Genomic DNA, 25,638 nt, shown 5'->3' with positions numbered 1-25,638 from the left:
GCGGCGCCCGCGTCGGTGGCTTTCAGCCGCCATCGCCCCGGGCGGCGTGCCCGGTACGGGGCGTGTCTCGGTGGCGGGCGTGAGACCGGGCGGCCCTTGGCCCGGCGGGGGCGGAAATGCTCCCGCGCCGACCCGCCTCTGGGCCGACCCTACGCATCCTGCGGATCCGCCCACGACGAGGCGGGCGAACGGCTGGAAGGCCACGGAGAGTGATAGCGGGTTCCGGAGGCGCGTGCGCCTCGCCTGAGACCGCTTGGCAGGCCGGCGCAGGACCGGGACGTCGCACAGACGCCGCGACGAGAAAGACGGCACCGGCCGGGGACCATGCCCGGCCGATGCCGCGGGCGCCGCGGGGATCGGATCCCGCGCGTTGACTGGCCGACACCTGGGTTCCCGCGGCGTCCCGCGTCCCCTGTGGTCGCTTCTTGGGCCATGCCCCCGGCGCCAAACGGCGCGCGGGGATGATCGCGCATGGCGGGAGGGGCCCTGCCGGTTCCGTCCCCCCGCGCCGTCCTTCCGGGGCGCCGCAGGCGCGCCCGGACCCGGACGGGCAGGCCGGGGGCGGGCAACCCAGAGAAGCCGGCGGTGCACGCCCTTGCCACCTCGGCGGGTCCGGATCCGGGCCCCGCCGCGCGGCCCCGGGAAGACGGGAGGTCTGGAAAGACACCGTTGGCTTCCGGCTCTCAGGCATGCGCCCTCGGTCTCCGGCAGTATCGAAGCGGCCCGGAGGCCGGCTTCCCGCCCCAAGCCGCGGCCGCCCGGGACCGGCCGCGGGGCGGCCCGCGACCCTCGGAAAGTTGACGGCAGCCCAGCGGGCTGCCATCCGCGCGTCCGACCTGTCCGCCAGCCCGCGGCCCCGTGAGCCCGAAACAACAATGACCGACCTGATCGAGACGATCCGCCGGACGCTCGTGCCGATTCACAAGGAGGGCTACCCCTTCATCCTGATCGGCATCGTGCTGACGGTGCTCGCCGGCTACTTCTCCCAGTTCTTCGGCTGGATCTTCCTGATCCTCACCCTCTGGGTCTGCTACTTCTTCCGCGATCCGGAACGGGTCACGCCGGTGGCGGACGGGCTCGTGGTCTCGCCCGCCGACGGGCGCGTGAACCTCATCGCTACCGTCCTGCCGCCGCCCGAGCTCGACCTGCCGCAGGTGCCGACCTTGCGGGTCTCGGTGTTCATGAACGTGTTCGACTGCCACGTGAACCGGGTGCCGGTGGCGGGCCGCATCGGCCAGATCCACTACACGCCGGGCCTGTTCCTCAACGCCGAGCTCGACAAGGCCAGCGACGACAACGAGCGCAACGGCATGGTCATCGAGACCAGCCATGCCGGCGTGGCGAAGCGCGTCGGCGTGGTGCAGATCGCCGGCCTCGTGGCCCGGCGCATCGTCGGATTCGTCTCGGCGGGCGACGTGCTCGGCGTCGGCGAGCGGTTCGGGCTGATCCGGTTCGGCTCTCGGGTCGACGTCTACCTGCCGGCGGGCGCGACCGTGCTGGTCGGGCTCGGCCAAAAGGCGGTGGCCGGCGAGACGGTCCTGGCCGATCTCGGCGGCGGCCCGGACCGGGTGTTCAAGCGGATCTGAGGCGGCCATGGACGAGCTTTTCCCGCCCTTCGCGCCCGATCCGAACGAGCCGCGGCCGCGCCGGTTCAAGCCGGTGCCGTTCCGGATGATCGCGCCCAACATGATCACCCTGATGGCGCTCTGCCTCGGGCTGACGGCGATCAGGCTCGCCTTCGAGGGCAAGTTCGAGCCCGCGGTCATCGCCGTGGTGGCGGCCGGCGTCCTCGACGGCATCGACGGGCGGGTGGCGCGGCTGCTCAAGGGCACCTCGCGCTTCGGGGCCGAGCTCGACTCGCTCGCCGACTTCGTGAATTTCGGCTGCGCCCCGGCGCTGATCCTCTACGGCTTCGTGCTGTTCCACCTGAAATCGGCGGGCTGGATCGTCGCGCTGATCTTCGCCATCGCCATGGCGCTGCGGCTCGCCCGCTTCAACGCCATGCTGGACGACCCGAACCGGCCGGACTGGAAGAAGGATTTCTTCGTCGGCATGCCGGCGCCGGCGGGGGCGCTCACCGCGATGCTGCCGCTCTACCTGCACTTCCTCGGGTTCGGCCTGGAGAAATGGGCCGCGCCGGCGATCCTGATCTACGTCCTGTGCATCGCCCTCATGGTCGTCTCCACGGTGCCGACCTACTCGGGCAAGACCATGGGCAAGCGGGTGCCACGCAGCCTCGTCCTGCCGATCTTCCTATTCGGGGTCGCGGCTTTCGGCATCCTGATCAGCTATCCCTTCGAGGCGCTGGTGACGGTGAGTGCCGGCTACCTGCTGACCATCCCAGTCGTCGCCGCCCAGTACCGCCGCCGGGCCAAGGCGGAGCTGGCCGCCGCGAGCGGGGAAGGACCGGCCGCCGGCATGCCGGCCGGGCCGGATTAGCGGGCCGGACGTCGCCCGGGATTGCTTCGCTGCGCTCGCAAGGACGGGGGACCGGCGCTCCGGGCGCTGGACGATATCTGGCAGGCCGCTATCTTGGCAGCATTCGGCGGGGGACTGGCGGATGCTCGAAGAGTTCAAGAAATTCGCGCTGCGCGGGAACGTGGTGGATCTCGCGGTCGGCGTGATCATCGGCGCGGCCTTCGGGGCCATCGTCAACTCGGCGGTCCAAGATGTCTTCATGCCGGTGATCGGCGCGGCGACCGGCGGGCTCGATTTCTCGAACTACTACATCCCACTCTCGTCCAAGGTGCAGGCCGGCCTGCCCTACGTGGACGCCAAGAAGCAAGGTGCCGTCATCGGTTACGGGCAGTTCCTGACGCTGACCCTGAACTTCCTGATCGTCGCTTTCGTGCTGTTCCTAGTGATCCGCGCCATGAACAAGCTGCAGAACGCCGAGGCCAAGAAGCCCGACGAGATGCCGGCCGACGTGAAGTTGCTCTCGGAGATCCGCGACCTGCTGGCGACGAAGCCCCGAATCTGAGGGCTCAGCCGGCGCGCTTGTCGGTGTCCGCAGGCCTGACGCCGAACGCGTCCAGGATCTGGTCCAGGGCCTGGCCGACGGCGCCCGTGCCTTCCTCGTGGGTCTTCAGGCGCGTCTCAAGCCGGCGGATCTGCGGCTCGAAGGCCTCCGGCACCGGATCGTCGCCGAGGAAACGGGGCTTGTCGGCCTCCACGGGCAGGACCCCGCGCAGCTGCTGGCCGAGATGGTCGCGCACGGGCTCGGGCAGTGATGCACTCGGCGCGTTGGGATCGTCATTCATGGTCGCCTCACGGGTCGGACCGCCTATCAACGGCCGGACGGATGAAGCGTTGCGCCGACGGCCGCCCCCGGGGAGGACGGCCCCCGGAGCGCCGCTCCGGGGGCTTGTGGGCCGGTGCTGGACCGGCCCGGGATGTTAGTCGATGACCTCGACGATGCGGTGACCGCGGTCGACCAGCACCGGGCGGTCGTTCACCACGGTGTAGCGGTAGCCCGGCTGCACGCGGTACTCGCTCGGCACGTCGTAGTAGGTCACGCCCGAAGCCGGCAGGGTCGAGCCGACGGCGACGCGGCCGTCGTAGTCGTACGAGCGGACGTTGCGCTCGCGGACGTAGCTGCGGAAGCGCGGGGCCATGTCGACGCCGAGGATGCCGCCCACCGTGCCGGTGGCCGCACCGACCGCGCCGCCGACGATGCCGCCGATCGGGCCGGCCGCATCGGCACCCGCGGCCGCGCCGCGCTCGGCACCCGGGATCGTCCCCTGGGCCTGGGCGGCCAGCGGCAGCGACAGGGCCAGAGCCGAGGCGGCGATGAGGGTCTTGAAGGTCATACGGGATTGCTCCGTTCCGTGGTGTTCCACCGCAGAGACGCGGTGAAGCTCGGGCCGGTAACGCCCGATCCCCGGATTCGGATGCATCCTTTTTTGCGTCGGCCGGCGGAGCGGCTACGCGTCCTTGGGCATCGCCGACTGGATGAACCGGTCGGAGCCGAGGTCCTCCTCGTCGTAGCCGAGCAGCTCCGCGAGCCGGCCGCGGGCGCGGCTGACGCGGCTCTTCACGGTGCCGACCTTGCAGCCCATGATCGCCGCGGCCTCCTCGTAGGAGACGCCCTCGGCCCCGACCAGGACCAGGGCCTCGCGCTGGTCCGGCGGCAGCTTGGCCAGCGCCGATTGCAGGTCCTCGACGTCGAGCCGGTCGCCCTGATGCGGGGCGGTGGCGAGGCGGGCGGCGTAGGAGCCGTCCTGATCCTCGACCTCGCGGACCCGCTTGCGGTGATCCGAGTAGAAGATGTTGCGCAGGATCGTGAACAGCCACGCGTTCAGGTTGGTCCCCGGCTGGAACCTTGCGCGGTGCTGCCAGCCCTTGAGCAGGGTGTCCTGGACGAGATCGTCCGAGCGGGCCGGGTTCGAGGTCAGCGACAGCGCGAAGGCGCGCAGGGACGGAACCGCGGCGAGCAAGCCGTTGCGGAATTCGGGCTCGATCGCCTCGCCGCGCGCCCGGAGCGCCGCCTCGAGCTTCTCGATCAGCTCGGCGAAACGGGATGGCAACGTCTCCTCGCCGATCCGGTCGTAGACCGTGCGCAGGTGCTCCCCGAGATGCGTTCGGATGCCGGGGGCCAGGTTCGGGCGGCCATCCCGCGTCCCGTCCTCCTGGGACAGGACGGTGTCGGTGTCGTCGCGGGTCATGCGTATCGCACTCGTCAGCTCATCGTGGCTCGACCTGCGGTCCCGAGAGGGTCGAGGCGGAGCGCTTGCCGGCTTGAACCGGGGGAGAAGTCCGGCCGATGCGCTCCTGTTACCGGGGTTCTAGCGCATCGGGGGCGGGCATGCACCCTCGGGGACTCTACACTTAAGCTAAGTTGGCCGGCCGCAACAGGCGGATCGCCCCATCCCGCAGGGTCAGGACGTCGCCGCGGGCGAGATCGGTCCAGCACTCGTCCCGGGTCAGCGCCTGGGTGGCGATCACCGTCACCACGTCGTGCTCGGTGGTCTCCTCGGAGAAATCCACCTGCCAGTCCTCGTCGATCAGGGTGGCCTTCCCGAAGGGCGCGCGACGGGTGAGGTAGCAGAGGCGCTTGCCGCAATGGGCGTACAGGGTGCGGCTGTCGGTCAGCAGCATGTTGAACACGCCGAGGGCGTGCAGCTCGCCGGCGAGATCGGCCACGGCGCGATCCAGGGCCTCGGGCCGCGGCAGGGCCTTGTACCGGCCCTGGAGGCGGCCGAGCATCCAGCAGAAGGCGTGCTCGCTGTCGGTGGTGCCGATCGGCATGAAGCCGCCCAGCGGCAGGCGCTTCACGCCCTTGAGCTGGCCGTTATGCGCGAAGGTCCAGCGGCGGCCCCACAATTCCCGGGAAAACGGGTGGGTGTTCTCCAGGCTGACCCGGCCGCGATTGGCCTTGCGGACATGGGCGACCACGATCCGGCTCTTGATCGACATGTCGCGCAAGAGCCGGGCGAGCTGCGAGCGGGCGCTCGGCTCCGGCTCGTGGAAGCTCCGGCAGGTGCGGCCGTCGTAGAAGCTGATGCCCCAGCCGTCGGCATGGGGTCCGGTGTCGCCGCCGCGCCGGGCGAGGCCCGCGAAGGAGAAGCGGATGTCGGTCGGCACGTTGGCGCTCATGCCGAGCAGTTCGCACATCGGGTTTCGACCGGGGCAGGGCGGGGGAGCGGCGACGTTTAGGAGTGTTCGGCCGCCCGGACAACGGATTTCGCACGGCTCAGCGGGCGAGATAGTCGGTCAGCGTCATGCCGACCAAGATGGCGACCCAGAAGAAGCCGAGCCCCGAGAACAGCCGGATCAGCGGCGGCTCGTGCATCACCTCCATGGAGACGAGGAGGATCAGCGCCACCATCACGGCGACGACGGCGAGCTCGACGATCCAGACCTGCGCGAAGGGGAGGGTGGCGCCGAGGGTCACGTTGACGGCGAGCAGCGCGAGCAGCGCCAGGAAAGTGAGGACGGGCGTGCGCAGGCGCTTCCGGATCAGGGCGCGGTCGTCGGCGTTCAGAGTCGCGCGGGGGGGCCGCATCCTACCGGTTCACCACGTAGAGGATCGGGAAGGCGAGGATCCAGACGAGGTCGATGAAGTGCCAGTACAGGCCGTAGACCTCGATCCAGTTCTGATGCCGCGACAGGAACCCGGCTTTGGCGGCCATCCAGGTCATGCCGAGCAGGAGCGCGATGCCGGTGAACAGGTGCAGCGCGTGCAGCAGCGTGGCGACGTAGTAGAGGTTCACGAACAGCCGCGCGGCCGGCGTCTCGGCCAGCGCGAAGGGCCGATGGCTGAGGAACGGCATCATGTGCTCGTCCCAGTCGGCATAGTACTCGTAGCCCTTGAGCACGAGGAACAGGCCGCCGAGCGCGGCGGTGGCCAGCATCGCCCGCACCATGGCGCGCTGCCAGCCCATCCGCGAAAATTCGATCGCCATCGACATCGTGAGCGAGGAGCCAATCAGCACCACGGTGTTGGTGGCGCCGATCCAGAACTTGAGGTGCTTGGCCGCCGCGACCGTGGCCTCGGGATGCTGGATCCGGGTGATCAGCGCCACGAGGAACAGCGCCGAGAACAGCAGCAGCTCGGTGATCAGCCACGCCCAGATGCCGAGCGTCGCCGCCTCGCGCTGCTGCGCGACGGTCTCGAAATGCTCGGCGCGGGCGACCCCGACGCCGTCAGCCAGCTTCGCGCTCATCCGTGCTGGTCCCGGGATTCCTGGGCCTGGATCGGGTAGTCGTAGGGGATGCGCGGCACCTCGGGCGGGGACAGGAAATTGTGCGTCGGCGGCGGGGATGCGGTCTCCCACTCGAGTCCCTTCGCGTTCCACGGGTTGGCGGGCGCCTTGCGGCCGAACCATAGGGAGTAGACGAGGTAGAGCATCGGGAAGAGGTAGCCCGCCGCCAGGATCGTGGCGCCGGCCGACGACAGGACGTTCAGGAGCTGGAATTCGGCCGGGTAGGTCGCGTAGCGCCGCGGCATCCCGAGATAGCCCAGGATGAATTGCGGGAAGAAGGTCACGTTGAAGCCGAGGAAGATCAGCAGCGCCGAGACCCGGCCCCAGGGTTCGCTGTACATCCGGCCGGTGAATTTCGGCCACCAGAAGTGCAGGCCGCCCAGGAACGCCAGCACCGTGCCGCCGACCATGATGTAGTGGAAATGCGCAACCACGAAGTAGGTCGCGTGGATGTGCTGGTTGATGGCGAGCGTCGCGAGGTAGAGGCCGGTCAGCCCGCCGAGCACGAACAGGCCGATATAGCCCATCGCGTAGAGCATCGGCGTGTCGAGCCGCAGGCTCCCCTTATGGATCGTGGCGGTCCAGTTGTAGACCTTGACGGCCGAGGGCACCGCCACCGCGAAGGACAGGGCCGAGAACACCAGCGAGGCCAGGTCGCTCTGGCCGTTGACGAACATGTGGTGGCCCCAGACGAAGAAGGTCACCGAGGCCAGCCCGATCGACGCGTAGGCGACGAAGCGGTAGCCGAACAGCTTCTTCTGCGCGAAGGCCGGGACGATCTCGGAGATCACCCCCATGCCGGGCAGGACCATGATGTAGACGGCCGGGTGCGAGTAGAACCAGAACAGGTGCTGGAACAGCACCGGGTCGCCGCCATAGGCCGGATCGAACACGCCGATGTGGAAGGCGCGCTCCGCGATCAGCAGGATCAGCGCCGTCGTGATCACGGGCGTCGCCAGCAGGAAGATCAGGCTCGTGGCGTAGTGCGCCCAGACGAAGATCGGCAGCTTGAACCACGTCATGCCGGGCGCCCGCATGGTGTGGATCGTGACCACGAAGTTGAGCCCGGTCAGGATCGACGAGAAGCCCACGATGGTGACGCCGATCAGGGCCGGCAGCACCCAGGTGTTCGAGAAGGCCGTGGAGAGCGGCGCGTAGAAGGTCCAGCCGGTATCGACCCCGCCCAGCACCACCGAGACCAGGGTGAACAGGGCGCCCGCCATGAACACGTACCAGCTCGTCAGGTTGAGCTTCGGGAAGGCGAGGTCCTTGGCCCCGATCATCAGCGGGATCAGGAAATTGCCGAAGGTCGCGGGGATCGACGGGATCAGGAAGAACCAGACCATCACCACGCCGTGGATGGTGAAGGCCTTGTTGTAGGTGTCGTTGGTCATGATCGCGCCGTTCGGCACGACGAGCGCGAGGCGCACGACACCGGCCGCCAGGGCCCCGATCACGAAGAAGCCGGTAATCGACGCGAGGTAGAGGATCGCGATGCGCTTGTGATCGGTGGTGAGGAACCACGAGCGCAGGGTCGATTCCGCGTGCAGGTAGTCGGCCTTGCGCCCAATCGTCGATTCCGGGGCGTGGGGTTCGCGGCGGGCGGTGCCGCCGATGCTGCCCGATGCGCTCATCGTTTCGCCCTCGATGGGTGAAGTCGGAGGCTGGGCGTCAAGGCGGACGCGCGCGCGTCCGACCCCGCTCGGCGGGCTGCGATGCTCCCATGTCCGAGGCGCGCACCGCCGTCAGCGGCAGGCCGCGACAGCCCCCCTCTTCCGTGCGGAAGAGGGTCGGGGTGAGGGACGACAAGGTTCATCAGCGAGCTCGCGATGAACGTGCGCTCGCCTCGAGCCTCGTCCGGGGCGTTCTCATCCCTCACCCTGTCCCGCGCGGGAGAGGGGACCCGCCCCCGATCCTGAAACGGCATGGCTCGAGCGGATCTGTGAATCCGTAAGCAGGGGGAGGAACGCGATCGGCGCGCCTTCTGATCCGACGGGTGCATGAAGGAAGTGACGCGGTTCATCATCGTGTCGCGTCCGCAGCCTTCGACGTCGGATAGGCCTTCAAGAAGTCGATCAGCGTGCCGAGCTCATCTGCCGGGATCCGGCCGGCGAAGCTCGGCATCACCTGCTTGCCCCCGCCGGCGAGGCGGTCGCCGTTCGGGTTCAGGATCTTCTCGCGCAGCCAGCCCTCGTCGGCCGTGACGGTACGGCCGTCGGCGAGCGTCACCTGGGACCCGTAGAGACCCGCGAGGCTCGGGGCCTTCACGGCCGAGCCGGGCTCGTGGCAGCCGGCGCAGCCATAGGCCTCGTAGAGCGCGCGGCCCGCCGCCACCTTGCCCTGCTGCGCGCCCGAATGGGTCAGCCAGTCCTGGTAGTCGCCGGGGTTCATGAAGGTAATCTCGCCGCCCATCACGGAATGGTCAGTGCCGCAATATTCCGAGCAGTAGAGGTGATAGGTGCCGGTCTTGTCGGCCTTGAACCACAGGTCGGTGTAGCGGTCGGGCAGGGCGGCCACCTGCAGGCGCACCGCCGGCAGATAGAGGGCGTGGATCACGTCCTGGCTGATGATGTGCAGGCGGATCGGCTGGCCGATCGGCAGGTGCAGGTTGTTGATCTCGGACTGGCCGGTCGGGTGCTGGAACTTCCACATCCATTGCCGGCCGATCGCCTCGACCACCATGGCGTCGGGCGGCGGGTTCTTCGAGTGGACGTACAGCCGCGCGCCCCAGACGAAGAAGATCAGCGTCAGCAGGAACGGGATCAGCATCCAGCTGATCTCGATGAGGTTCGAGCGGATGCCCGAGGGGCTCCGGTCCGCCTCTGAGCCCTCCCGGTAGCGCACGGCGAAGTAGGTGATCGCCACGAAGACCGGCACGGTCAGCAGCAGCGTCAGCACCGTGAAGGCCAGGATCAGCCAATCGGTCTCGATCGCCGTGGCGGAGACCGCGGCCGGCCAGAGCTGGAGGGAATCGTGGCTCGGCGTCATCGCGCGGCGGGCTCCGCCGGTTCGAGGGAGCGGCCGACGGTCAGGTCCATGGCGCGCCCGATCGGGATGCGGGCGCGGGTGCGGGCCTCGTCGCGGTAGCCGTAGCCGGAGAGGCGCGCCGCGGTCTCGGCCCGCGCGCGGTCGAGGTCGGCGTAGGGGTCGGCCTGCAGGTTCGGCGGCGGCGGCGCCAGCCGCGTCGTCTGCTGCGGCGTCAGGGCGGGGAGCGCCCGGCGCTGGCTCGCCGCGAAGGTGCTCATCAGCCAGACCATCGTGCCGACGACCGCCAGGGCCGTGAGCGCGAGGCCCGCCATCACCATCACGGTGTTGCGGACGTTGACGTCGCGGGTCTCGTGCCCGGGATCGTCGGGATCGCGCTGGGAATTCGCCGCCGGGCGCGGCGGCCGCCCGTTCAGGAGGCCGATGCCGCGCAGGGTCAGCCCGGCGAGGATCGCCGGGATCAGGCCGCTGGGTCCGTCCGCGCTCATGCCGGCCTCCCGGCGCGGCGAGCGGCAGAGGCCGCACGGTCGGCGCGCGGACGCATCAGCGGGCGCAGCGCGGCCGCGAGGCAGGCCACGGCGCCGGCGGCCAGCACGTCGCTCGGCCGGAGAACGAACCGGTCGCGCACGGCCGGGGTGATCAGCCAGAACATCTCTAGGGCGTGGACGGCGAGCGCCGCGCCGGCCAGGATCCGGGTGGTCGGGCGGCCCGGCCGCAGGGTCGCGAGCCCGGCCAGCACCACGACCGCACCGGCCACGATCGCCAGCGCCCGCCCGACCCAGCCACCGCGGGCGAAGTACCACGCCACCTCGGGTGGCAGGTTGGCCGACCAGACGATCAGGAACTGCACGAAGTGCATGTAGGCCCAGAGGCCGAGGAGCACGACGAGGGGAACCAGCCGACCCCGTCCGGGCGCGGTGCGGCCGCGGCCCACGGGCTCCGGCTCCTCCCAGGCCAGCAGGATCGCCGCCGCGAAGGCGAGGCCGCTCCAGGCCGTCATCACCAGCAGGCCCAGGAGGGTGGAATCGAGCCGCGGATCCAGGGAGGCGACGACGTCGGTGACGAACAGCGTGCCGATGACCGCGTGCAACCCGACCGCCGTCACGGTCCGCCCCTCGCCGGGCGCGGCGAACGGGCGGGCGAAGCGCAGCGCCAGCCAGGTCCAGGCCGCGAGGTAGACGATCACCCGGACCACGAAGAACGGCACCGTGAACCACAGGGCGGCCAAAGGCGTGCGCGCCGGGGCGCTCACCCAGGGATAGAGCAGGGGCGCGGCGGCCAGCAACGGCAGCGCCAGCACGGTCGCGGCCGGCAGCAGCGCCATCAGCCGGCGCAGGCCCGCCAGCATCTCGATACCGCCGCGCTCGCGGACCCGCTGGCCGAAGCGCTCGGCGACGATGACCACCGGCAGGGCGCCGACCGGCAACGCGAGGAGGACCAGCCACGCCGCGAGATACGAGGCCGCCGCCCCGCGCCAGCCGCCCGCGATCAGGCAGACGGCCAGGAGGACGAGGCCGGCGAGGCCGGCGAGGGCAGGCCGCCTCACGGCGTCGCCTCCAGCCGCGCGCGATCCGCCGCGGGCAGGCTCGCCACCGGGGCGTCCTGGCTGAGCTGGAGGGCGCGGACATAGGCGACGATCGCCCAGCGGTCGGTCGAGGGGATCATCTGCGCCATGCCGAACATCGCCCTCCGGCCGTTCGCGATCGCGTCGTAGAGGTCGGACGCGGCGGCCGCCCGCACGGGCCCGGCGGTGAGATCGCCGGCGGACGGGAAGCCCCGGGCCACGACCATTCCAGCGCCGCGCCCGTCCTGCCCGTGGCAGGGGGTGCAGAACACCCCGTAGCGCTCGCGGCCCTGGTCGAGCAGCGCCCGGCTGATCATCTGCGGCTGCGGCGCCGCGCGGGCCGGATCGAGCCGCGGCACGGTGCCGGCCACCGGCTGGCGCATGGTGATCTCGCGGGGGAAGAACGGGTTCTTGTCCCAGGTTTTGGCCCGGGCCTGATCGGCCATGTCGGCCTCGCCGCAGGCTGCCAGAGGCGCCAGTACGAGGAAGGCGAGCGGCACGGCGCTGCGGGCGGCGGGCCTCATCGCGGGATCCGCCGGATCTCGAGGGGGCGCCCGGCCTCGGCCGGCAGCGCCGCGAGCCGCCGCTCGATCCGGCCCGCGTCGAACCGGTCCCCCCGGGCCTCCGCGGAGAGGAAGAACCGGTCCTCCGAGGCCCGCAGGAAGCCCGGGATGTTGAAGGCCGGGTGGTTCAGGCGGGGCAGACGGTTGAGCACGAGGAGCGCGAGGTGGATCGCCACGCAGCCTGCCATCATCGCGAAGGATACGCTCGGGACCACGAAGGACGGCCAGGACAGGCGCGGGCGGCCGCCGATCAGGAACACGTAGTCGTAGGCCGTGGCGTAGACGCACATCGCGAAGAAGCCGAAGCCGCCGAGCAGGGCGCCTGCCAGGGCGTAAGGCAGGATCGAGCGGCCCTCCAGGCCCAGGGGCCGCAGGGTGCGGGGCATCGGAACCGGGCCGTGCCCGTCGAGATGGACCTGATCCGGGCCGATCCCGGACACCGCCTGAAGGGCGGCAGCGAGGTCGCCCTGGCTCGCGAAGGTCGCCGACACGCCCCACAGGGGCGCGGTGACAGGGTTCTCCTCCGGGCGGCCCGTGGCCCGGGACGCCGCGGTCCGGGCGGCCTCCTGCGCGGCCGGCGACACCGTCAGGGCGAGGCGGCGGCTCTCGACGATCGAGACGGCCGGCAGGTAGCGCAGGAACAGGAGCAGCAGGGTCAGGAACAGCCCGATCGAGCCCGCGAAGGTGGCGATGCCCCAGATGTCGGTCGTGTAGGGCAGCCTCGAGGAGGGCAGGAAATCCTGGGTCAGGGTGACGACCAGCACCATGACGTGGTCGGCATAGGCGCCGATCGCCACGAGGAGACCGACCGCCGCGATGGCCAGCGGCGCCGTGCGGGCCCGGGCCGACCACAGGATCTGCGCGGGCAGGACGAGGCACAGGACCGCCGTCCAGGACACCAGGGCGTGGTCGCCGGTCATGCGCCGGACCAGGACGCCGCGGCCCTCGGCGTCGCCGTTGAGGAACGTATCGAAATACTCGGCCGCGTAGCAATAGGCGCTGGCGCAGCCGAGGCAGAGCAGCAGCCGCCCGAGCACGTCGAGATGGCGGTTCGTCACCAGGGCGTCGAGGCCGTAGACGAGGCGGATCAGCATCACGATCACCGCCGTGACGCCGACGCCGGAATAGACCGCGTTGACCAGGAAGCTCACCGGCAGCAGCGTGCTGTGCCAGCCGGGCATCAGCGAGCCCGCCAGCATCACCGAGGCGCCGGTCTGGACCGAGACCACCAGCAGCACGCCGAGGAGCGCCACCGTCCGGTAGGCCTGGACCCAGATCTGCCAGTGGGCCGCCGAGCCGCGCCAGCCCGAGGCGAGGATGCCGTAGACCCGCGCGCGCAGCAGGGCGAGCTTGCGGGTCGGCGCCTTCACGTCGGACTGGCGGAGAGCCTCGACGTGGGCGCGGTCGCGCAGCGTCGCGAGATCCGGCAGCAGGCCGATGAACCAGAGGCTCACGCAGATCACCAGAAAGGACACGATGTCGATCGCGTCCCAGAGGAGTGGCGAGCGGAACTGCGGCCAGAGATTGTAGGTGTTGGGGTAGGGCAGGTTCCAGAAGAAGAACCATGGCCGGCCGAGATGGATGATCGGATAGAGCCCGGCGGCCGCGGTTGCGAGCAGCGCCAGGGTCTCGGCGATGCGGTTCACGGCCCCGCGCCATTCCGCGCCGAGGAGGAGCAGGATCGCCGAGACCAGTAGGCTGCCGGAGGCGACGCCGATCCACCAATCGTAGCTCGCGATGTCCAGCGCCCAGACGACGGCATTGTTGTTGGCCCAGATCCCGGGGCCCGCGTACAGCAGGTAGGCGAGGGTGAGCGCGAACAGGCCGAGGAGTGAAGCCGCCCCGGCGAAGGCGATCCACCAGCGCCGGTTACCGGGATGCGTCAGCGGGATCTCCGCGACCGCGCCGCCGATGCCCGGGAGGGTCGCGTCGGGCCGGATCAGAGCGCCGGACATGCTCAGCCCTCCCGCCCGTTGGGATCCGCGGCCGGCGCGAGCCCGGCGAGGTAGGTGGTGCGCGGCCGCGTGTTGAGATGCCCGAGGAGGGCGTATTCGCGGGTGTCCCGCCGGGCGGCCGAGACGGCGCTTCCCGGATCGGCGACGTTGCCGAAGGTGATCGCCCGGGTCGGGCAGGCGCCCTGGCAGGCGGTCTCCACGGCCCCGTCGGGGATCGGCGCGTGGGCGTCCTTGGCCGATGTGATCCGGGCCGCCGTGATGCGCTGGATGCAGTAGGTGCACTTCTCCATCACGCCGCGGGACCGCACCGTGACCTCGGGATTGCGCTGTTGCTGCTCCACCGGGGTCATGCCGCCGGTATAGTCGCGGTAGTTGAAGCGGCGGACCTTGTAGGGGCAGTAGCTCTGGCAGGTCCGGGTACCGACGCAGCGGTTGTAGACCTGCAGGTTCAGGCCCTCGCTGTCGTGGAGCGTCGCCTCCACGGGGCAGCCGAGCTCGCAGGGCGCCTGCTCGCAATGCATGCAGGGTACCGGCTGGAAATGCGTGGTTGGCGCGTCGAGGTCGCCCGCGTAGTAGCGGTCGACCCGCAGCCAGCCCATCCAGCGGCCGAGCTCGACCTCCTCGCGCCCGACCACGGGGATGTTGTTCTCCGCCTGGCAGGCGGTGACGCAGGCGTTGCAGCCGGTGCAGGCGTCGAGGTCGATCGCCATGCCCCATTGCGCGGCGACCCAGCGAGCCTGGCTCTCCGGGGGCGGGTAGAACGAGGCCGGCGTCGGCGCGCCCTTCGGGTCGCCTACCGGCGCGGCGCCCAGGGCCTGCACGCGGACGAGGTCCTGCCCCTCCATCGTTCCGAGGTGCTGGGTGGTCACCGGCTTGCGCACTTGGCCGGTCTTCGTCAGGCGGGCGCCGGCGAGGCGCCAGGTCGAACCGGGCGGACGCAGGGGCGCGGAATCGTAGCCGAGGCCGCGGGCGAGGTGGTCCGGCACGTCGCGGCCGTAACCGAGCGTGAGGGTCACGGTGGCGTCGGCCTGGCCGGGCAGGATCCAGGCCGGCCCCTCGACCGCGCGGCCGCCGGCCTCGACCCGCAGGATGTCGCCGGTGGCGATCCCCTCCCGCTCGGCGAGGCGCGGGCTGACCGCGACCACGTTCTCCCAGACCACCTTGGTCAGGGGCTTCGGCAGTTCCTGCAGCCACGCGAGGTCGGCATGGGTGCCATCCCAGATCGTCGGATCGGGCCGGAACAAAACCTCGACCCCGTCGGCGACCGGCGCAGGGGACGAGGACGGGGCGGGCGCAGCGTCCTGCGTCAGCGCGACGGTCTCGGCCGGGCGCGCGCTGCCCGCCCAGAAGCCGAGCCGCAAGGCCTCGGTGAAGCGGGCCTCGAAGGTCGCATCGTCCTCGCCGGCGCTCCGCGCCTGCGCCTTGAGGAGGCCGAGGGCGTCCTGGCCGCCCTCCCCGCCCTCGCCGCCGGCCAGGAAGGCCAGCATCTCCGGCAGCGTCCGGCCGTTGTAGAGGGGCGCGACCGTCGGCTGGATCAGCCCCACCGTCCCGTCGAGGGACCGGATGTCGCCCCAGGATTCCAGCGGGTGCGCGGCGGGCAGGTGCCAGTCGGCATGCGCGCCGGTCTCGTCGTAGTAGAGCCCCGCGTGGATCTTGAGCGGCACGCGCGCCATCCGGGCGGCGAAATCGAGGGCGCCCGGCGCCTCGTAGACGGGGTTCGCACCGAGTACGAGCAGCACCTGGACGGCGCCCCGATCCATCGCCTCCGCGAGCTCCGCCTGGGTCCCGGCGCCGGTCTCTTCCGCGGGCGCCGTGTGGACCAGGGTCGTGCCGGTGTTGCCAAGGGCGCCGTTCAGGCGGTGGACCAGCGCGTGCAGGTCCGGGCTCGCGGTCAGGCCGGCGGTGACGATGCCGCTTCCCCGGGCCTCGGCGAGCGCCGTCCCGGCACTCCGCGTCCAGCGCGCGACGGGGTCGTCGCCCGCCGGCGCCGCGCCGCCCGCGGTGAGGGCGAGGAGATCCCGGGCGAGAGCCTCCAGCCGGCCGGCCGGCACCACGAGGCCGCGATCCGCCTTGGCGCTGGTCAGCGTCGGGGTCGGCGCCGCCGCGTGGAGGGTGAGGAGGCGGCCCTCCGCGTAGGCCGCGCGCCGCGCCGCGCTCCAGCGCCGCGATAGGCCGACCTGGCCGGGCCCAAGGTCCAGAAAATCGCCGTCCAGGGACACGATGGTGCGGGCACGGTCGAAATCGGGGATCGTCTCCAGAGGCCGGCCGTAGGCCTGGCGGGCACCCTCGTAGATCCCGCCGCGACCGGCCCCGGCGCCGGTGTACCAGCGGAGCGCCGGGTAGGCGGCGCGCAACCGCGCGATCTGCGCGGCCACACCGGGCGACGTCACCGGGCCGGTGAGCAGGGCGAGCCCCTCGCCGCGGCTTTCGCGCCAGCCCGGCATCTGCGCCTGCAGGTCCGCCCGGAACGCCGCCCACGAGCTCGGCCGGCCGAGATGCTGCACCGCCTGGGAGCGGAACGGATCGTAGAGCCCGAGCACCGAGGCCTGGGCCAGCACGTCGGTGCCGCCGCGGCTCCAGGGATGCTCGGGATTGCCCTCGACCTTCAGGGGCCGGCCGTTGCGGGTGGTGACCAGGATGCCGTTGCCGAAGCCGTCGAATACCGCCGAGGAGGCGTAGGACAGGTCCGTGCCCGCCACGATCCGCTCGGGCTGATTGACATAGGGCACCTCGTAGTCGCGGCCGCTGCCCCCGCCGCAGGCGGTGAGGCCGCCCAGCGCGAAGGAGGCGGCCATGAGCTTCAGGAAGCCGCGCCGCTCCGGGGCGGCGGCGAGCCGGGACGCCGACGGGAACTCGACCGCCAGATAGGCGCGGAACTCGGCGCTGTCGGCCACGGCGTCGAGGCTGCGCCAGAAGCGCGGGCCGTCGCCGCCGGCGAGTTTCTCGCGCAGGGCCGCGATGTCGGGGGCGCCGGTCATCGGTGGCAGATCCCGCATTCGGTCAGCCGCTCCCCGCCGCGGATATGGTACTGGGCCACGAGCTTCGGGCCCAGGGTCGCCTGGTCGGCCGGCGGCGTCCAGGTCATGTTCCAGACCTGATCCGGCGTGCGGACGTACTTCTCCGGCGCCCGGTGGCAGTCGAGGCAGAACTGCATCTCGAAGGCGTTGGCCCGGTAGGTCATCTGCATCGAGGTGACGTCGCCGTGGCAGGTCGAGCAGCCGATCCCCTTCGTCACGTGGACGGAGTGGTTGTAGTAGACGTATTGCGGCAGCTTGTTCAGCCGCTTCCATTCCAGCGGCTTGTCCTGCGCGTAGCTGTCGCGCACCGGCTTGAGCATCTCGGAGCCGGTCCAGATCTGCGAGTGGCAGGTCATGCAGGTGTGGGTCGGCGGGATGCCGGCGGTGGCCTCCCGGTCGACCGTGGTGTGGCAGTAGCGGCACTGGATGCCGAGCTCGCCGGAATGGTGCTTGTGGCTGAACGGCAGCGGCTGGGCCGGCGCGACCCCGACGCCCGTCACGTAGTTCGAGCGCACGATCCCGGCCGCCAGGACCGGGACGCCCACCAGGCAGGCCACGCCGGTCATCAGGGCGAGGCGGTAGAGCGCGTCGGCGCCGGGGGTGAACAGCTGCGCCATCAGGCGCGCCCGCGCGTCGCGGCGGTCCGGCGCCGTCCGTTCTGCTCAGCCCCTCGCCGCAAGCGTCGTCCCACCTTCTGCCCCCGGCCGAAACTCAGGCGGCGCACCGGCACGCACGCGCGTCACAGCCGGTGCGACCCGAGGTGGTCCCGAAGCGCGGTCGCCGCACACGGTCGAATCTGCACCGCATCCTTCGTAACCTAGAGCGCTTCCAGACCGGGACCAGAACTTGGCTCACGCGGGCCGACATGTCGCAGCGCGGTGGCCTCGAACCGCAACCCTTCCCGCAGCGGTCCCGAAGGCCTATGCCCTCGGCCGGCCCCTCGGCTGATCCCGTCCGGAGACGCATGGAATCCGATCCCCTCGTCCTGACTTGGCGCGCTGCGCGGCGTCTGCACGTCACTGCGGTTTCCCTCGCGGTCGGGATCGGCGCGCCGCTCTGCGCCCTCGCCCTGCTGTGCCTGCGCGACCTGATCGCCGTGCTGCCGCGCGACGAGGCGCCGGTCCTGCCTTTCCTGCGCCTCGCCGTGGCGCTGCCGGGCCGCGAGCTCGTGCTGGCACCCGGCTTTCCGATGCGGCCGCCGGAGCTCGAACTCGCGGCCTTCCTGTGCATCGCCGTCTGCGCCGTGGTCCTGGCTGTCCTCGGCTGGGGCGTAGCGCGCCTGTGCTTCAAGGCTCAGAACCGGGCGTCCGATGCGGTCCGCGAGGGAGTCCTGCAGGCAATCCTAGATGCGCCGGCCGGTGCCCGGGACGAGGCGCGCAACCTCGCCCGGATCGTCGGCGAGGTCCTGGCGCGGGCGGACCGGCTGCTCGCCGCAGGCATCGTGATGCCGGCGATGACGCTGGCCGCCCTGGTTCTGGCGCTGGGCTTCGCGTGCCTCGCCGCACCCCGGCTCATCCCGGCTGCCGTGGTGGGCCTCGGGGCCGTCAGTCTCGCCTACGGGCTGGTGCTGGAGCGGGTCCGGGACCGACAGGAATTGCGCCTGCGCACGAGCGCACGGGCGGAGGAGAACCTCAACGACCTCGTGCGGCGGCTCCCGGCCGTGCGCAGCCACGGGGCGGCGGCCCTGGAGCGGACGCGCATCGCGGCCCGGGTCACCGCGATGCGCACCACCGTGGCGCGCTCCGAAGCGCGGCTGGCCTATGCGCGGGCGCCGGCGCTCGCCCTGGCGGTGATCCTGCCGGCGATCGCGGCCGGCACGGCCCTGTGGCGCTCAGGACAGGCGGGACCGCAGGCTCCGCCGGTGGATCCGGCCGCCCTCCTGGCCGCGGTCGGCGCCTTCGGTCTCGCAGGCTGGCTCGCCGCAACCTGCGCGCGTCTCTGGACCGTACGCAAGGCCGTCCGCCCGCGATTCCGCGACCTCGCCCGCATCATCGCGTCCCTCGAGGGACGCAGGATGCGGGCGGGCCGGACCGACGACGCGCCGTCGCTGCCCCGATCCGGGATCCTCGCGACCCAGGGCGTGGGTGCCTTCGATCCGGCGACGGGCGAGCGCCTGACCGGTGTCGATGTGGCCGTGGCCATGCCGGGACATGTGGCGATCACCGGTAGCCGCGGCAGCGGCGCCCGGGCCCTGGCGGCGGTGCTGGCGGGACAGGTCGAGCCGACCGCGGGCGCCGTCACCTATGCGGGGACGGACCTGCGCGCCTTCGACGCCGCGGAACGCGCCCGCCGCATCGCCTTCGCGGCCGGGGAGGCGATCCTGATGGCAGGCTCCCTGCGACAGAACCTGCTCTACGGCGCCGACCCGGCGAGCGCCCCGGACGACATCGCGCTGATCGGGATCAGCCGGCTCACGGGCCTCGACGGCTTCGTCTACGCCCGCGGCCTGACCGGCCGCCTCGATCCGGCGACCCAGCCGCGGCTCGCGGCCGCGATCGTCACCGCCCGCCGGACCATGCGGCAGGCGCTCGCCGCCAAGGGGGCCGAGCGCCTCGTCGAACCGTTCGACCCCGACCGCTACAACCATCAGGCGAGCATCGGCGAGAACATCCTGTTCGGCGAGCCGGTGGGCGGCGCCTTCGCGCCGCTGCGCTTCGCCCGCCATCCCTATCTCCGGGCGGTGCTGGAGGCCGAGGGACTTGTGCGCCCACTCACCGAGATCGGCCTGTCGGTGGCCCGGAGCACGGTGGAGATCTTCGCCGACCTGCCCAACGATCACCCGCTGTTCGACGCCTACTCGCTGTTCCAGGCCTCGGAGCGCGGCTATTTCGAGGATCTCGTGGTGCGGCTGCCCAACGCCGCGGCCCTCCGTCGGGGGCCCGCAGGCCAGCGCGACCGCATCCGCCTGATCGGCCTCGCGCTGCGCTACAGCGAGACGCGCCACCGCTTCGGCCTGATCGACGCGGACTTCGAGGCACGGCTGGTCCAGGCGCGACGCTCCTTCGCCCGGATGCTGCCGCCCCATCTCGCGGGCGCCGTGGAGTTTCACGATCCGTCCCGGGTCAATCCCGCCGCCAGCCTGGAGGAGAATCTGCTGTTCGGTCGGATCAGCCTCGGCGAGGCCAATGCCGAGCCGCGGGTGCGGGAACTCGTGCGCCGGGTGCTCGCCGAGGAGGGGCTCGAGGCCTCGGTCTACGGGCTCGGCCTGGACAGCAAGGTCGAGATCCAGCCCAGCACCGGCGCGTTGGCGGACGGCGCGATCAATGCCCGTGAGCGGGTGGCGATCGAGCTGACCCGCTGCCTCGCGCGCGAGCCCGACATCCTGGTCGTCGCGATCGCTGCCGACGAGCGCAAGGCCGAGGGCCTGCGCGACCGTCTGGCCCGGCTGCGGCACGCCCGGGTCGGGCGCGGCCTCATCGTCTGCCTGCCCGAGACCGGCGTGCCCGAGGGCGCCGAGCCGTTCGACGCGGTGATCGTCGTGGAGAACAGCGCGGTGGTCGCACCCGTGCCGGTGGCCCTCGAACGGGAGCCGGCCCCGGCCTGAGACCGGCCCAGCCGAAACGCATCGACCACCCGCCTGTGCGCGCGGAGCGCGGCAATCGGAACGGCTCCGTGCTGACGGGTGTCGCGCGGCTTCGGTCGGCGTCGTGGCATCCGCGGTGTCGGTGCGGATCGGACCACCCGCGCTCTCGGCCGCCTGGCAGCCTCACGGCCGCCGCAATACTCGGTCAGGCCGGTAGGCCGTGCCTGTCCGGCGCCATCCCGGCTGATCCAGCGCGGACGGTCTATGCCTCGAACGATCCCGATAACGCGCGCCGCGCTCCTCACGCTCCTGGCCCTGTCCGGCCCTGCCGCCGCGCAGGCCGGAAAGGCCGAGGCGCCGATCCCCGGCGCGACCCTCGCCCTGATGGCGCAGAAGGGCGTGACGGCCGCCTCGCCGGTCCTGTTCCGGGCCTACAAGAAGGAATCGGAGATCGAGGTCTGGAAGAAGGGACCGTCCGGCTACGTCTTCATCAAGACCTTCCCGATCTGCCGTTGGTCCGGCCAGCTCGGGCCCAAGCGCAAGAGCGGCGACCGGCAGACCCCGGAGGGGTTCTATACGGTGCCCCGGCGCCAGATGAACCCGAACTCGCATTACTACCTGTCCTTCGACGTCGGCTATCCGAACGCTTACGACCGGGCCCATGGCGGCACCGGTTCGGCCGTGATGGTTCACGGCATCTGCTCGTCGATGGGCTGCTTCGCCATGACCAACGGCACGGTCGGCGAGATCTACGCCATCGCCCGCGACGCCCTGAACGGTGGGCAGGCGGCCTTCCAGTTTCAGTCCTACCCCTTCCGGATGAGTGCCGAGAACATGGCTCGGCACCGGACCGACCCGAACATCGCCTTCTGGCGCGAGCTCAAGGCCGGCTCCGACCGGTTCGAGGCGAGTCGCGAGGAGCTCCAGGTCTCGGTGGTCGCCGGCCGCTACGCCTTCGCGCCTTCCCGCAACCCCGTGATCGAGGCGGCGGTGACCACGCGCCGGGCCGTGGAGGAGGCGCGGATCGCGGCGCTCGCCGAGGCCGGGGAGCCCGCCGTGCGCACCACCTACTCGGACGGCGGCCAGAACGCCTTCTGGGCGGCCTACACGGCCCGGGGCGGGACGGTCGGCGACATCAGCCGGCCGGAGGCCCTGGCCTTCGCCGGGCAGGAGGTGGTGGTCGTGCCCGGCCACCGCGTCGCGCGGCCGGTGCCCGAATCCGTCTGGGCCGCCTGGGCCGCGCCCGATTCCGTCCTGTCGCCGCGCTGGATGGCGGGCTTCGTCCCATCCTACCTGCGCGCGCCCGGACCCTTCGAGGCGCTCACAGCCCGCCTCCCGACGCGCTACGGTGACGGATTGCCCTCCTGGCTGGCTGCCGGCCTCGGTAGCACGCTCGCCGGCCGCCCGAATCTGTCCGGCTCGGTACCCGAGCTCCTGGCCTCGGCCGAGAGCCTCTAGGCATGCAGCGACCCCGGACAGCGGCCCATCCGTGTGCGCGGCCGCACATCGCAGCGGCTCACGGCACACCAATTCATGGTACGGCAGGGGATGAGCGGTACTCCTGTCCCGTCGGCCTGCCGTATTCACTTCTACCTTCCCGGAACGGCGACGGGGTTTCGATCATAATGGATCGGGACCGTCTGTCCGCAGATTCGTGATCGCCATGTCCAACTGTTCCGAGCCGATCCTCCCGGCGGCCGACCAGGACCTCGTCCTCCGCTTCTGGGGCGTCCGCGGCTCGACCCCTGTCAGCGGCCCGCAATACGCCGAGTTCGGCGGCAGCACGCCCTGCATCGAGGTCTGCTGCGGCCGACGGATGTTCATCGTCGACGCGGGTTCAGGCATCTACAACCTCGGCCAGGGTCACCGGACCGACCTGCCCCGGGAAGTCGATCTGCTGTTCAGCCACCTGCATCTCGACCACACGGCGGGTCTCCCCTTCTTCAAGCCGGCGGTCCTCGACTGCAACCGGGTGATCAACACCTATTGCGGCAATCTCGGCGGCGAATCGGCCGGCCCGACGCTCGACCGCCTGTTCGCGCCGCCGCTCTTCCCGGTTACGCTCGACAAACTGTGCTGCACCTTCAACCATCATGGGTTCGAGGCGGGACAGACGCTGACCTTCCCGGACGGAGCGCGGGTCGACACGATCCCGCTGAACCATCCGCAGGGCTCGGTGGGTTACCGGTTCGAGCATGCCGGCCGGCGCCTGTGCCTCATCAGCGACATCGAGCACAGCGACCCCTGGCCGGATCCGGAACTCGTTCGGTTCGTCAGCGGGGCAGACCTGATGGTCTACGACGGCATGTTCACCGACGGCGAGTACCCGACCTGCCGGGGCTGGGGGCATTCCACGTGGCAGAAGGGCGTGGAGCTGGCGCGGGCGGCGGGCGTGAAGGCATTGGCCATCATCCACCTCCACCCGGCCCATTCCGATACGAACCTGCGGGACATGGAGGCCGATCTCCAGGCCGAGATGCCCACGGCCTTCATCGCCCGCGAGCGCCAGAGCATCACGGTGGGCGCGCCCCGGACGGTGAGCCGCCCCGCCGTCGCACGGGAGATGCGCCGACGGGTCAAGGTGGCCTGAGCGTCGCCGGAGCGGCCGCGTCAGGCGGACCGGCGCGGGGATCGCGCCCGGCGCGTCCGGGCGAAGTGGCGGACGGCGAACAGCACGAACAGGGCGACGCCGATGATCAGGATGCTCCAGCCGTAATTGCTGACGAGCTGGGCGTCGATCGGATGGCCGATGCGGCCGAGGGCGACCAGTAGCCCGAACGCGGCGATCGCCGCAGAGATCAGCATCCCTACAATCATCGGGCCTCTCCGGCGCGGCCTGTGTCAGGGTCCGGCGGGTTGAACGGGTCCGGAGGAATGCGCAGAACCGGCAGCCGTTCCCAGTCTTGGATCGCGTGCATTGCGCGCGGGTGTCAAAACGGAAAGATCGGATGGCCCCTGATTGCAACGCCCGCGCCCCCCGCTCTAAGTAGGCCGCAAGAGGGCGCCTCCGGGCGCGCGCGGACCGAGACCACGGCGATGACCGGCCAAGAGACCACGACTGCGAACACGTCCCGGGACGCGGCGCCCCTCACGGGGTCGGGGCCGCTGCGCCCGCAATCCCAGCTCGTGACGATCTACGGCGGCTCGGGCTTCCTGGGCCGGCACGTGGTGCGGGCCCTGGCCAAGCGCGGCTACCGGATCCGCGTCGCGGTGCGCCGGCCGGACCTCGCGCTGTTCCTGCAGCCGCTGGGGCAGGTCAACCAGATCGTGGCCGTCCAGGCGAACCTCCGCTACCCCGATTCGGTGACCCGCGCCGCCGAGCGTTCGGACGTGCTGATCAACCTCGTCGGCATCCTGCAGGAAACCGGCTCGCAGAGCTTCGCCAAGCTGCAGGTCGACGGAGCCGAGGCGATCGCCCGCGCCGCCGCCCGGCTGGGCGCCCGGATGATCCACGTCTCGGCGATCGGCGCCGATCCGGCCTCGCCGTCGCTCTACGCCCGCACCAAGGCGGACGGTGAGGCGCGGGTCTTCGCCGCCTGCCCGGACGCGGTGGTGTTCCGGCCCTCGCTGATCTTCGGACCGGGCGACGGCTTCTTCAACCGCTTCGCCAGCCTCGCCCGGGCGCTTCCGGTCCTGCCCCTGGCGGGTGGCCAGTCGCGCTTCCAGCCCGCCTTCGTGGGCGACGTCGCCGAGGCGATTGCCCGCGCGGTCGACGGCACCTTGGCCGGCGGCCGGGTCTACGAACTCGGCGGCCCGGAGGTGGGCACGCTGGAACATTTCGTGCGCTACATGCTCAAGACGATCCGGCGGAAGCGCCCTGTCATCGACCTGCCGCTTCCGGCCGCCAAGCTCCAGGCACGCCTGCTGGAGATCGCCGACACCCTGACCTTCGGCCTCCTGCCGGACACGCTGAAGCTCACCCGCGATCAGGTCACCCTGCTCCAGAACGACAACATCGTCTCGGAGGCCGCCAGGGCCGAGGGGCGGACCTTCGAGGGTATCGGGATCACCCCGACGGCCGCCGAGGCCGTGGTTCCGGGCTATCTCTGGACATTCCGCAAGGCGGGACAGTTCAACACCGACCGGGACGAGGAATACCTGTCCGAGGTGCCCGACACGCTGGCGTCGCAGCCGCTTGCGGCCGGCTCCCAGCACAGGCCGATGACCGCCTCGGGCCCGGCGATCGGCGCCGATGCGGGCAGTTCGCCGGGGGGCGGGCAGGGCAGCATGGGCGTCCGCTGGGGCTCCCGGAAGCTGGGCTAGGTGACAGTTCCTGTTCGAGACCGCGCGGCGACTCCGCTCTCGAGGCAAAGATCGGCAGACCGGTCGTGAGACGTATTCTCGTCACCGGCGCCGCAGGCTTCGTCGGCGGGCATGTGCTTCCGCTGCTGGCTGAGGCAGGCGACCGCGTGGCGGGAATCGGCCGGGGGACGCTGCCGGATCTGGCGGCGGGCGTCACCTATGAGACTCTCGACCTTCTCGACGAAGCCGCACTCAGCGGCTTCGTGGCCCGCTTCCGGCCGACCGCGATCCTGCACCTCGCCGGTCTCGCTTCGGTGGCCGACTCCGCCAGCGGGCCCGGGCAGACGTGGCGGGTGAACGTCAACGGCCTGATGAACCTCGTCGCCGCCGTCGAGGCGGTGCCGGGTTGCACGTTCTTCTTCGTCAGCTCCGGTGAGGTCTACGGCAGCGCCTTCCTGGCCGGGCACGCCCTCACGGAAGCGGCCGAGCCCCTGCCGCGCAACACGTACGCCCGGTCGAAATGGGTCGGCGAGCAGCTGCTGCGCGACCTGCTCCCCCGGATCGGCGTGAAGCTCGTCGTCTTGCGGCCGTTCAACCATATCGGGCCGGGCCAGGACGAGCGCTTCGTCGTGGCCTCCTTCGCGCGCCAGATCGCCCGCATCGAGGCCGGGCTGGTGCCGCCGTGCCTCGCGATCGGCAATCTCTCCTCCGCCCGCGATTTCCTCGACGTCACAGACGTGGCGCAGGCCTATGCCGACCTGATCGGCCGGGCGGAGTCGCTGGCGGACGGGAGCGTGTTCAACATCAGCTCGGGCCATGCGCGCCCGATCGCCAGCGTGCTCGCGGATCTGCGCGCCCGAGCGCGCGTGCCTTTCGAGGTCCGGACTGCGCCCGAGCGGGTGCGTCCGACCGAGATCCCGCTCGCCGCCGGCGATGCCAGCCGCCTGCAGGCCGCCACCGGCTGGCGGCCGCAGGTCGATTGGGACGTGTCCCTGACGCGGGTGCTGGCGGATGCCCGCGCGCGCAGCGCGGACACAGGCGGGAGACTGTCTGAGCCTCCCCTTTCCACGTGAGAGGCCCGCGCA

Annotated in this window: 23 protein-coding genes; 8 read left to right on the top strand and 15 right to left on the bottom strand. The window is 71.3% G+C overall.

From position 1 onward, the window contains the following. Window positions 1–875 precede the first annotated feature (875 nt). The 3 genes from JOE48_RS01870 (at window position 876) to mscL (ending at window position 2,980) form a co-directional block, all read left to right on the top strand. Window positions 876–1,586 (top strand): phosphatidylserine decarboxylase, encoded by a 711-nt coding sequence (locus JOE48_RS01870; protein WP_210026541.1) that lies wholly within the window; start codon window positions 876–878, stop codon window positions 1,584–1,586. A gap of 7 nt (window positions 1,587–1,593) precedes the next feature. After that, on the top strand, window positions 1,594–2,439 hold the full coding sequence (locus tag JOE48_RS01865; RefSeq protein ID WP_210026539.1) for a phosphatidylcholine/phosphatidylserine synthase: 846 nt from the start codon (window positions 1,594–1,596) through the stop codon (window positions 2,437–2,439). Window positions 2,440–2,560: 121 nt separating this feature from the next. Beyond that, window positions 2,561–2,980 (top strand): large conductance mechanosensitive channel protein MscL, encoded by a 420-nt coding sequence (gene mscL, locus JOE48_RS01860; protein WP_210026537.1) that lies wholly within the window; start codon window positions 2,561–2,563, stop codon window positions 2,978–2,980. Window positions 2,981–2,984: 4 nt separating this feature from the next. Here mscL and JOE48_RS01855 read toward each other — a convergent pair whose 3' ends face one another. From JOE48_RS01855 to JOE48_RS01790, 14 genes are all read right to left on the bottom strand, one after another. Further along, window positions 2,985–3,260 carry a hypothetical protein gene (locus tag JOE48_RS01855; protein WP_210026535.1) on the bottom strand — a complete coding sequence of 92 codons (276 nt, stop codon included), beginning with the start codon at window positions 3,258–3,260 and terminating at the stop codon, window positions 2,985–2,987. 135 nt (window positions 3,261–3,395) lie between these two features. Continuing rightward, a complete protein-coding gene (locus JOE48_RS01850) occupies window positions 3,396–3,809 on the bottom strand; it encodes a DUF1236 domain-containing protein (RefSeq protein ID WP_192709986.1) in 414 nt (137 codons plus the stop codon). A gap of 114 nt (window positions 3,810–3,923) precedes the next feature. Next, entirely contained in the window at window positions 3,924–4,664 is a 741-nt protein-coding gene (locus JOE48_RS01845) for a NepR family anti-sigma factor (RefSeq protein WP_192709987.1), read from the bottom strand. Window positions 4,665–4,827: 163 nt separating this feature from the next. After that, window positions 4,828–5,613, bottom strand: a complete 786-nt coding sequence (locus tag JOE48_RS01840) for a class II glutamine amidotransferase (protein ID WP_210026533.1) — start codon at window positions 5,611–5,613, stop codon at window positions 4,828–4,830. Between the two features lie 79 nt (window positions 5,614–5,692). Beyond that, a complete protein-coding gene (locus JOE48_RS01835; protein ID WP_210026531.1) occupies window positions 5,693–6,004 on the bottom strand; it encodes an oxidase in 312 nt (103 codons plus the stop codon). A 1-nt stretch (window position 6,005) separates the two neighbouring features. Next, entirely contained in the window at window positions 6,006–6,665 is a 660-nt protein-coding gene (locus JOE48_RS01830; protein ID WP_210026529.1) for a cytochrome c oxidase subunit 3, read from the bottom strand. Next, complete coding sequence (locus JOE48_RS01825) at window positions 6,662–8,338, bottom strand: cbb3-type cytochrome c oxidase subunit I (protein ID WP_210026527.1); 1,677 nt, start codon at window positions 8,336–8,338, stop codon at window positions 6,662–6,664. The genes JOE48_RS01830 and JOE48_RS01825 overlap by 4 nt, the downstream gene beginning before the upstream one ends. A 388-nt stretch (window positions 8,339–8,726) precedes the next feature. Further along, window positions 8,727–9,692 (bottom strand): cytochrome c oxidase subunit II, encoded by a 966-nt coding sequence (gene coxB, locus JOE48_RS01820; RefSeq protein WP_210026518.1) that lies wholly within the window; start codon window positions 9,690–9,692, stop codon window positions 8,727–8,729. Continuing rightward, window positions 9,689–10,177, bottom strand: coding sequence for a hypothetical protein (locus JOE48_RS01815; RefSeq protein ID WP_210026509.1), 489 nt, complete (start codon window positions 10,175–10,177; stop codon window positions 9,689–9,691). Before JOE48_RS01815 ends, coxB begins: the two co-directional genes overlap by 4 nt. Further along, a complete protein-coding gene (locus JOE48_RS01810; RefSeq protein WP_210026507.1) occupies window positions 10,174–11,235 on the bottom strand; it encodes a hypothetical protein in 1,062 nt (353 codons plus the stop codon). Before JOE48_RS01810 ends, JOE48_RS01815 begins: the two co-directional genes overlap by 4 nt. Next, window positions 11,232–11,777 (bottom strand): cytochrome c, encoded by a 546-nt coding sequence (locus JOE48_RS01805; RefSeq protein ID WP_210026505.1) that lies wholly within the window; start codon window positions 11,775–11,777, stop codon window positions 11,232–11,234. The genes JOE48_RS01810 and JOE48_RS01805 overlap by 4 nt, the downstream gene beginning before the upstream one ends. After that, window positions 11,774–13,771 (bottom strand): quinol:electron acceptor oxidoreductase subunit ActD, encoded by a 1,998-nt coding sequence (locus JOE48_RS01800; RefSeq protein ID WP_210026502.1) that lies wholly within the window; start codon window positions 13,769–13,771, stop codon window positions 11,774–11,776. The genes JOE48_RS01805 and JOE48_RS01800 overlap by 4 nt, the downstream gene beginning before the upstream one ends. 2 nt (window positions 13,772–13,773) lie before the next feature. Next, on the bottom strand, window positions 13,774–16,749 hold the full coding sequence (locus JOE48_RS01795) for a TAT-variant-translocated molybdopterin oxidoreductase (RefSeq protein WP_210026500.1): 2,976 nt from the start codon (window positions 16,747–16,749) through the stop codon (window positions 13,774–13,776). Then, a complete protein-coding gene (locus tag JOE48_RS01790) occupies window positions 16,746–17,405 on the bottom strand; it encodes a cytochrome c3 family protein (protein WP_210026492.1) in 660 nt (219 codons plus the stop codon). The genes JOE48_RS01795 and JOE48_RS01790 overlap by 4 nt, the downstream gene beginning before the upstream one ends. 347 nt (window positions 17,406–17,752) lie before the next feature. On the opposite strand from JOE48_RS01790, the gene JOE48_RS01785 reads away from it, so the two are divergent. From JOE48_RS01785 to JOE48_RS01775, 3 genes are all read left to right on the top strand, one after another. Then, entirely contained in the window at window positions 17,753–20,332 is a 2,580-nt protein-coding gene (locus JOE48_RS01785) for an ABC transporter ATP-binding protein/permease (protein ID WP_210026484.1), read from the top strand. A 243-nt stretch (window positions 20,333–20,575) separates the two neighbouring features. Further along, window positions 20,576–21,769 (top strand): murein L,D-transpeptidase family protein, encoded by a 1,194-nt coding sequence (locus tag JOE48_RS01780; RefSeq protein ID WP_210026482.1) that lies wholly within the window; start codon window positions 20,576–20,578, stop codon window positions 21,767–21,769. A gap of 205 nt (window positions 21,770–21,974) precedes the next feature. Continuing rightward, window positions 21,975–22,901 (top strand): MBL fold metallo-hydrolase, encoded by a 927-nt coding sequence (locus JOE48_RS01775; protein ID WP_210026473.1) that lies wholly within the window; start codon window positions 21,975–21,977, stop codon window positions 22,899–22,901. Between the two features lie 20 nt (window positions 22,902–22,921). Here the strand turns inward: JOE48_RS01775 and JOE48_RS01770 are convergent, their stop codons facing one another. Then, a complete protein-coding gene (locus JOE48_RS01770; protein ID WP_210026470.1) occupies window positions 22,922–23,128 on the bottom strand; it encodes a hypothetical protein in 207 nt (68 codons plus the stop codon). A 219-nt stretch (window positions 23,129–23,347) separates the two neighbouring features. Between JOE48_RS01770 and JOE48_RS01765 the strand changes: the two genes are divergently transcribed. Beyond that, window positions 23,348–24,574, top strand: coding sequence for a complex I NDUFA9 subunit family protein (locus tag JOE48_RS01765; RefSeq protein WP_210026468.1), 1,227 nt, complete (start codon window positions 23,348–23,350; stop codon window positions 24,572–24,574). Between the two features lie 65 nt (window positions 24,575–24,639). Then, entirely contained in the window at window positions 24,640–25,626 is a 987-nt protein-coding gene (locus JOE48_RS01760; RefSeq protein ID WP_210026466.1) for an NAD-dependent epimerase/dehydratase family protein, read from the top strand. The last annotated feature ends 12 nt before the right edge of the window (window positions 25,627–25,638 follow it).

It is taken from the genome of Methylobacterium sp. PvR107 (genome assembly GCF_017833295.1).
GTDB lineage: Bacteria > Pseudomonadota > Alphaproteobacteria > Rhizobiales > Beijerinckiaceae > Methylobacterium.
Note: the sequence above shows the minus strand (reverse complement) of the source record. Positions and strands in the feature narration are given on the sequence as shown.

Excerpts from the sequence above, each read along its gene's own strand:
- JOE48_RS01870 (WP_210026541.1), top strand. The coding sequence starts at position 876 with ATGACCGACCTGATCGAGACGATCCGCCGGACGCTCGTGCCGATTCAC.
- JOE48_RS01865 (WP_210026539.1), top strand. The coding sequence starts at position 1,594 with ATGGACGAGCTTTTCCCGCCCTTCGCGCCCGATCCGAACGAGCCGCGG.
- mscL (WP_210026537.1), top strand. The coding sequence starts at position 2,561 with ATGCTCGAAGAGTTCAAGAAATTCGCGCTGCGCGGGAACGTGGTGGAT.
- JOE48_RS01855 (WP_210026535.1), bottom strand. The coding sequence starts at position 3,260 with ATGAATGACGATCCCAACGCGCCGAGTGCATCACTGCCCGAGCCCGTG.
- JOE48_RS01850 (WP_192709986.1), bottom strand. The coding sequence starts at position 3,809 with ATGACCTTCAAGACCCTCATCGCCGCCTCGGCTCTGGCCCTGTCGCTG.
- JOE48_RS01845 (WP_192709987.1), bottom strand. The coding sequence starts at position 4,664 with ATGACCCGCGACGACACCGACACCGTCCTGTCCCAGGAGGACGGGACG.
- JOE48_RS01840 (WP_210026533.1), bottom strand. The coding sequence starts at position 5,613 with ATGTGCGAACTGCTCGGCATGAGCGCCAACGTGCCGACCGACATCCGC.
- JOE48_RS01835 (WP_210026531.1), bottom strand. The coding sequence starts at position 6,004 with ATGCGGCCCCCCCGCGCGACTCTGAACGCCGACGACCGCGCCCTGATC.
- JOE48_RS01830 (WP_210026529.1), bottom strand. The coding sequence starts at position 6,665 with ATGAGCGCGAAGCTGGCTGACGGCGTCGGGGTCGCCCGCGCCGAGCAT.
- JOE48_RS01825 (WP_210026527.1), bottom strand. The coding sequence starts at position 8,338 with ATGAGCGCATCGGGCAGCATCGGCGGCACCGCCCGCCGCGAACCCCAC.
- coxB (WP_210026518.1), bottom strand. The coding sequence starts at position 9,692 with ATGACGCCGAGCCACGATTCCCTCCAGCTCTGGCCGGCCGCGGTCTCC.
- JOE48_RS01815 (WP_210026509.1), bottom strand. The coding sequence starts at position 10,177 with ATGAGCGCGGACGGACCCAGCGGCCTGATCCCGGCGATCCTCGCCGGG.
- JOE48_RS01805 (WP_210026505.1), bottom strand. The coding sequence starts at position 11,777 with ATGAGGCCCGCCGCCCGCAGCGCCGTGCCGCTCGCCTTCCTCGTACTG.
- JOE48_RS01800 (WP_210026502.1), bottom strand. The coding sequence starts at position 13,771 with ATGTCCGGCGCTCTGATCCGGCCCGACGCGACCCTCCCGGGCATCGGC.
- JOE48_RS01795 (WP_210026500.1), bottom strand. The coding sequence starts at position 16,749 with ATGACCGGCGCCCCCGACATCGCGGCCCTGCGCGAGAAACTCGCCGGC.
- JOE48_RS01790 (WP_210026492.1), bottom strand. The coding sequence starts at position 17,405 with ATGGCGCAGCTGTTCACCCCCGGCGCCGACGCGCTCTACCGCCTCGCC.
- JOE48_RS01785 (WP_210026484.1), top strand. The coding sequence starts at position 17,753 with ATGGAATCCGATCCCCTCGTCCTGACTTGGCGCGCTGCGCGGCGTCTG.
- JOE48_RS01780 (WP_210026482.1), top strand. The coding sequence starts at position 20,576 with ATGCCTCGAACGATCCCGATAACGCGCGCCGCGCTCCTCACGCTCCTG.
- JOE48_RS01775 (WP_210026473.1), top strand. The coding sequence starts at position 21,975 with ATGTCCAACTGTTCCGAGCCGATCCTCCCGGCGGCCGACCAGGACCTC.
- JOE48_RS01770 (WP_210026470.1), bottom strand. The coding sequence starts at position 23,128 with ATGATTGTAGGGATGCTGATCTCTGCGGCGATCGCCGCGTTCGGGCTA.
- JOE48_RS01765 (WP_210026468.1), top strand. The coding sequence starts at position 23,348 with ATGACCGGCCAAGAGACCACGACTGCGAACACGTCCCGGGACGCGGCG.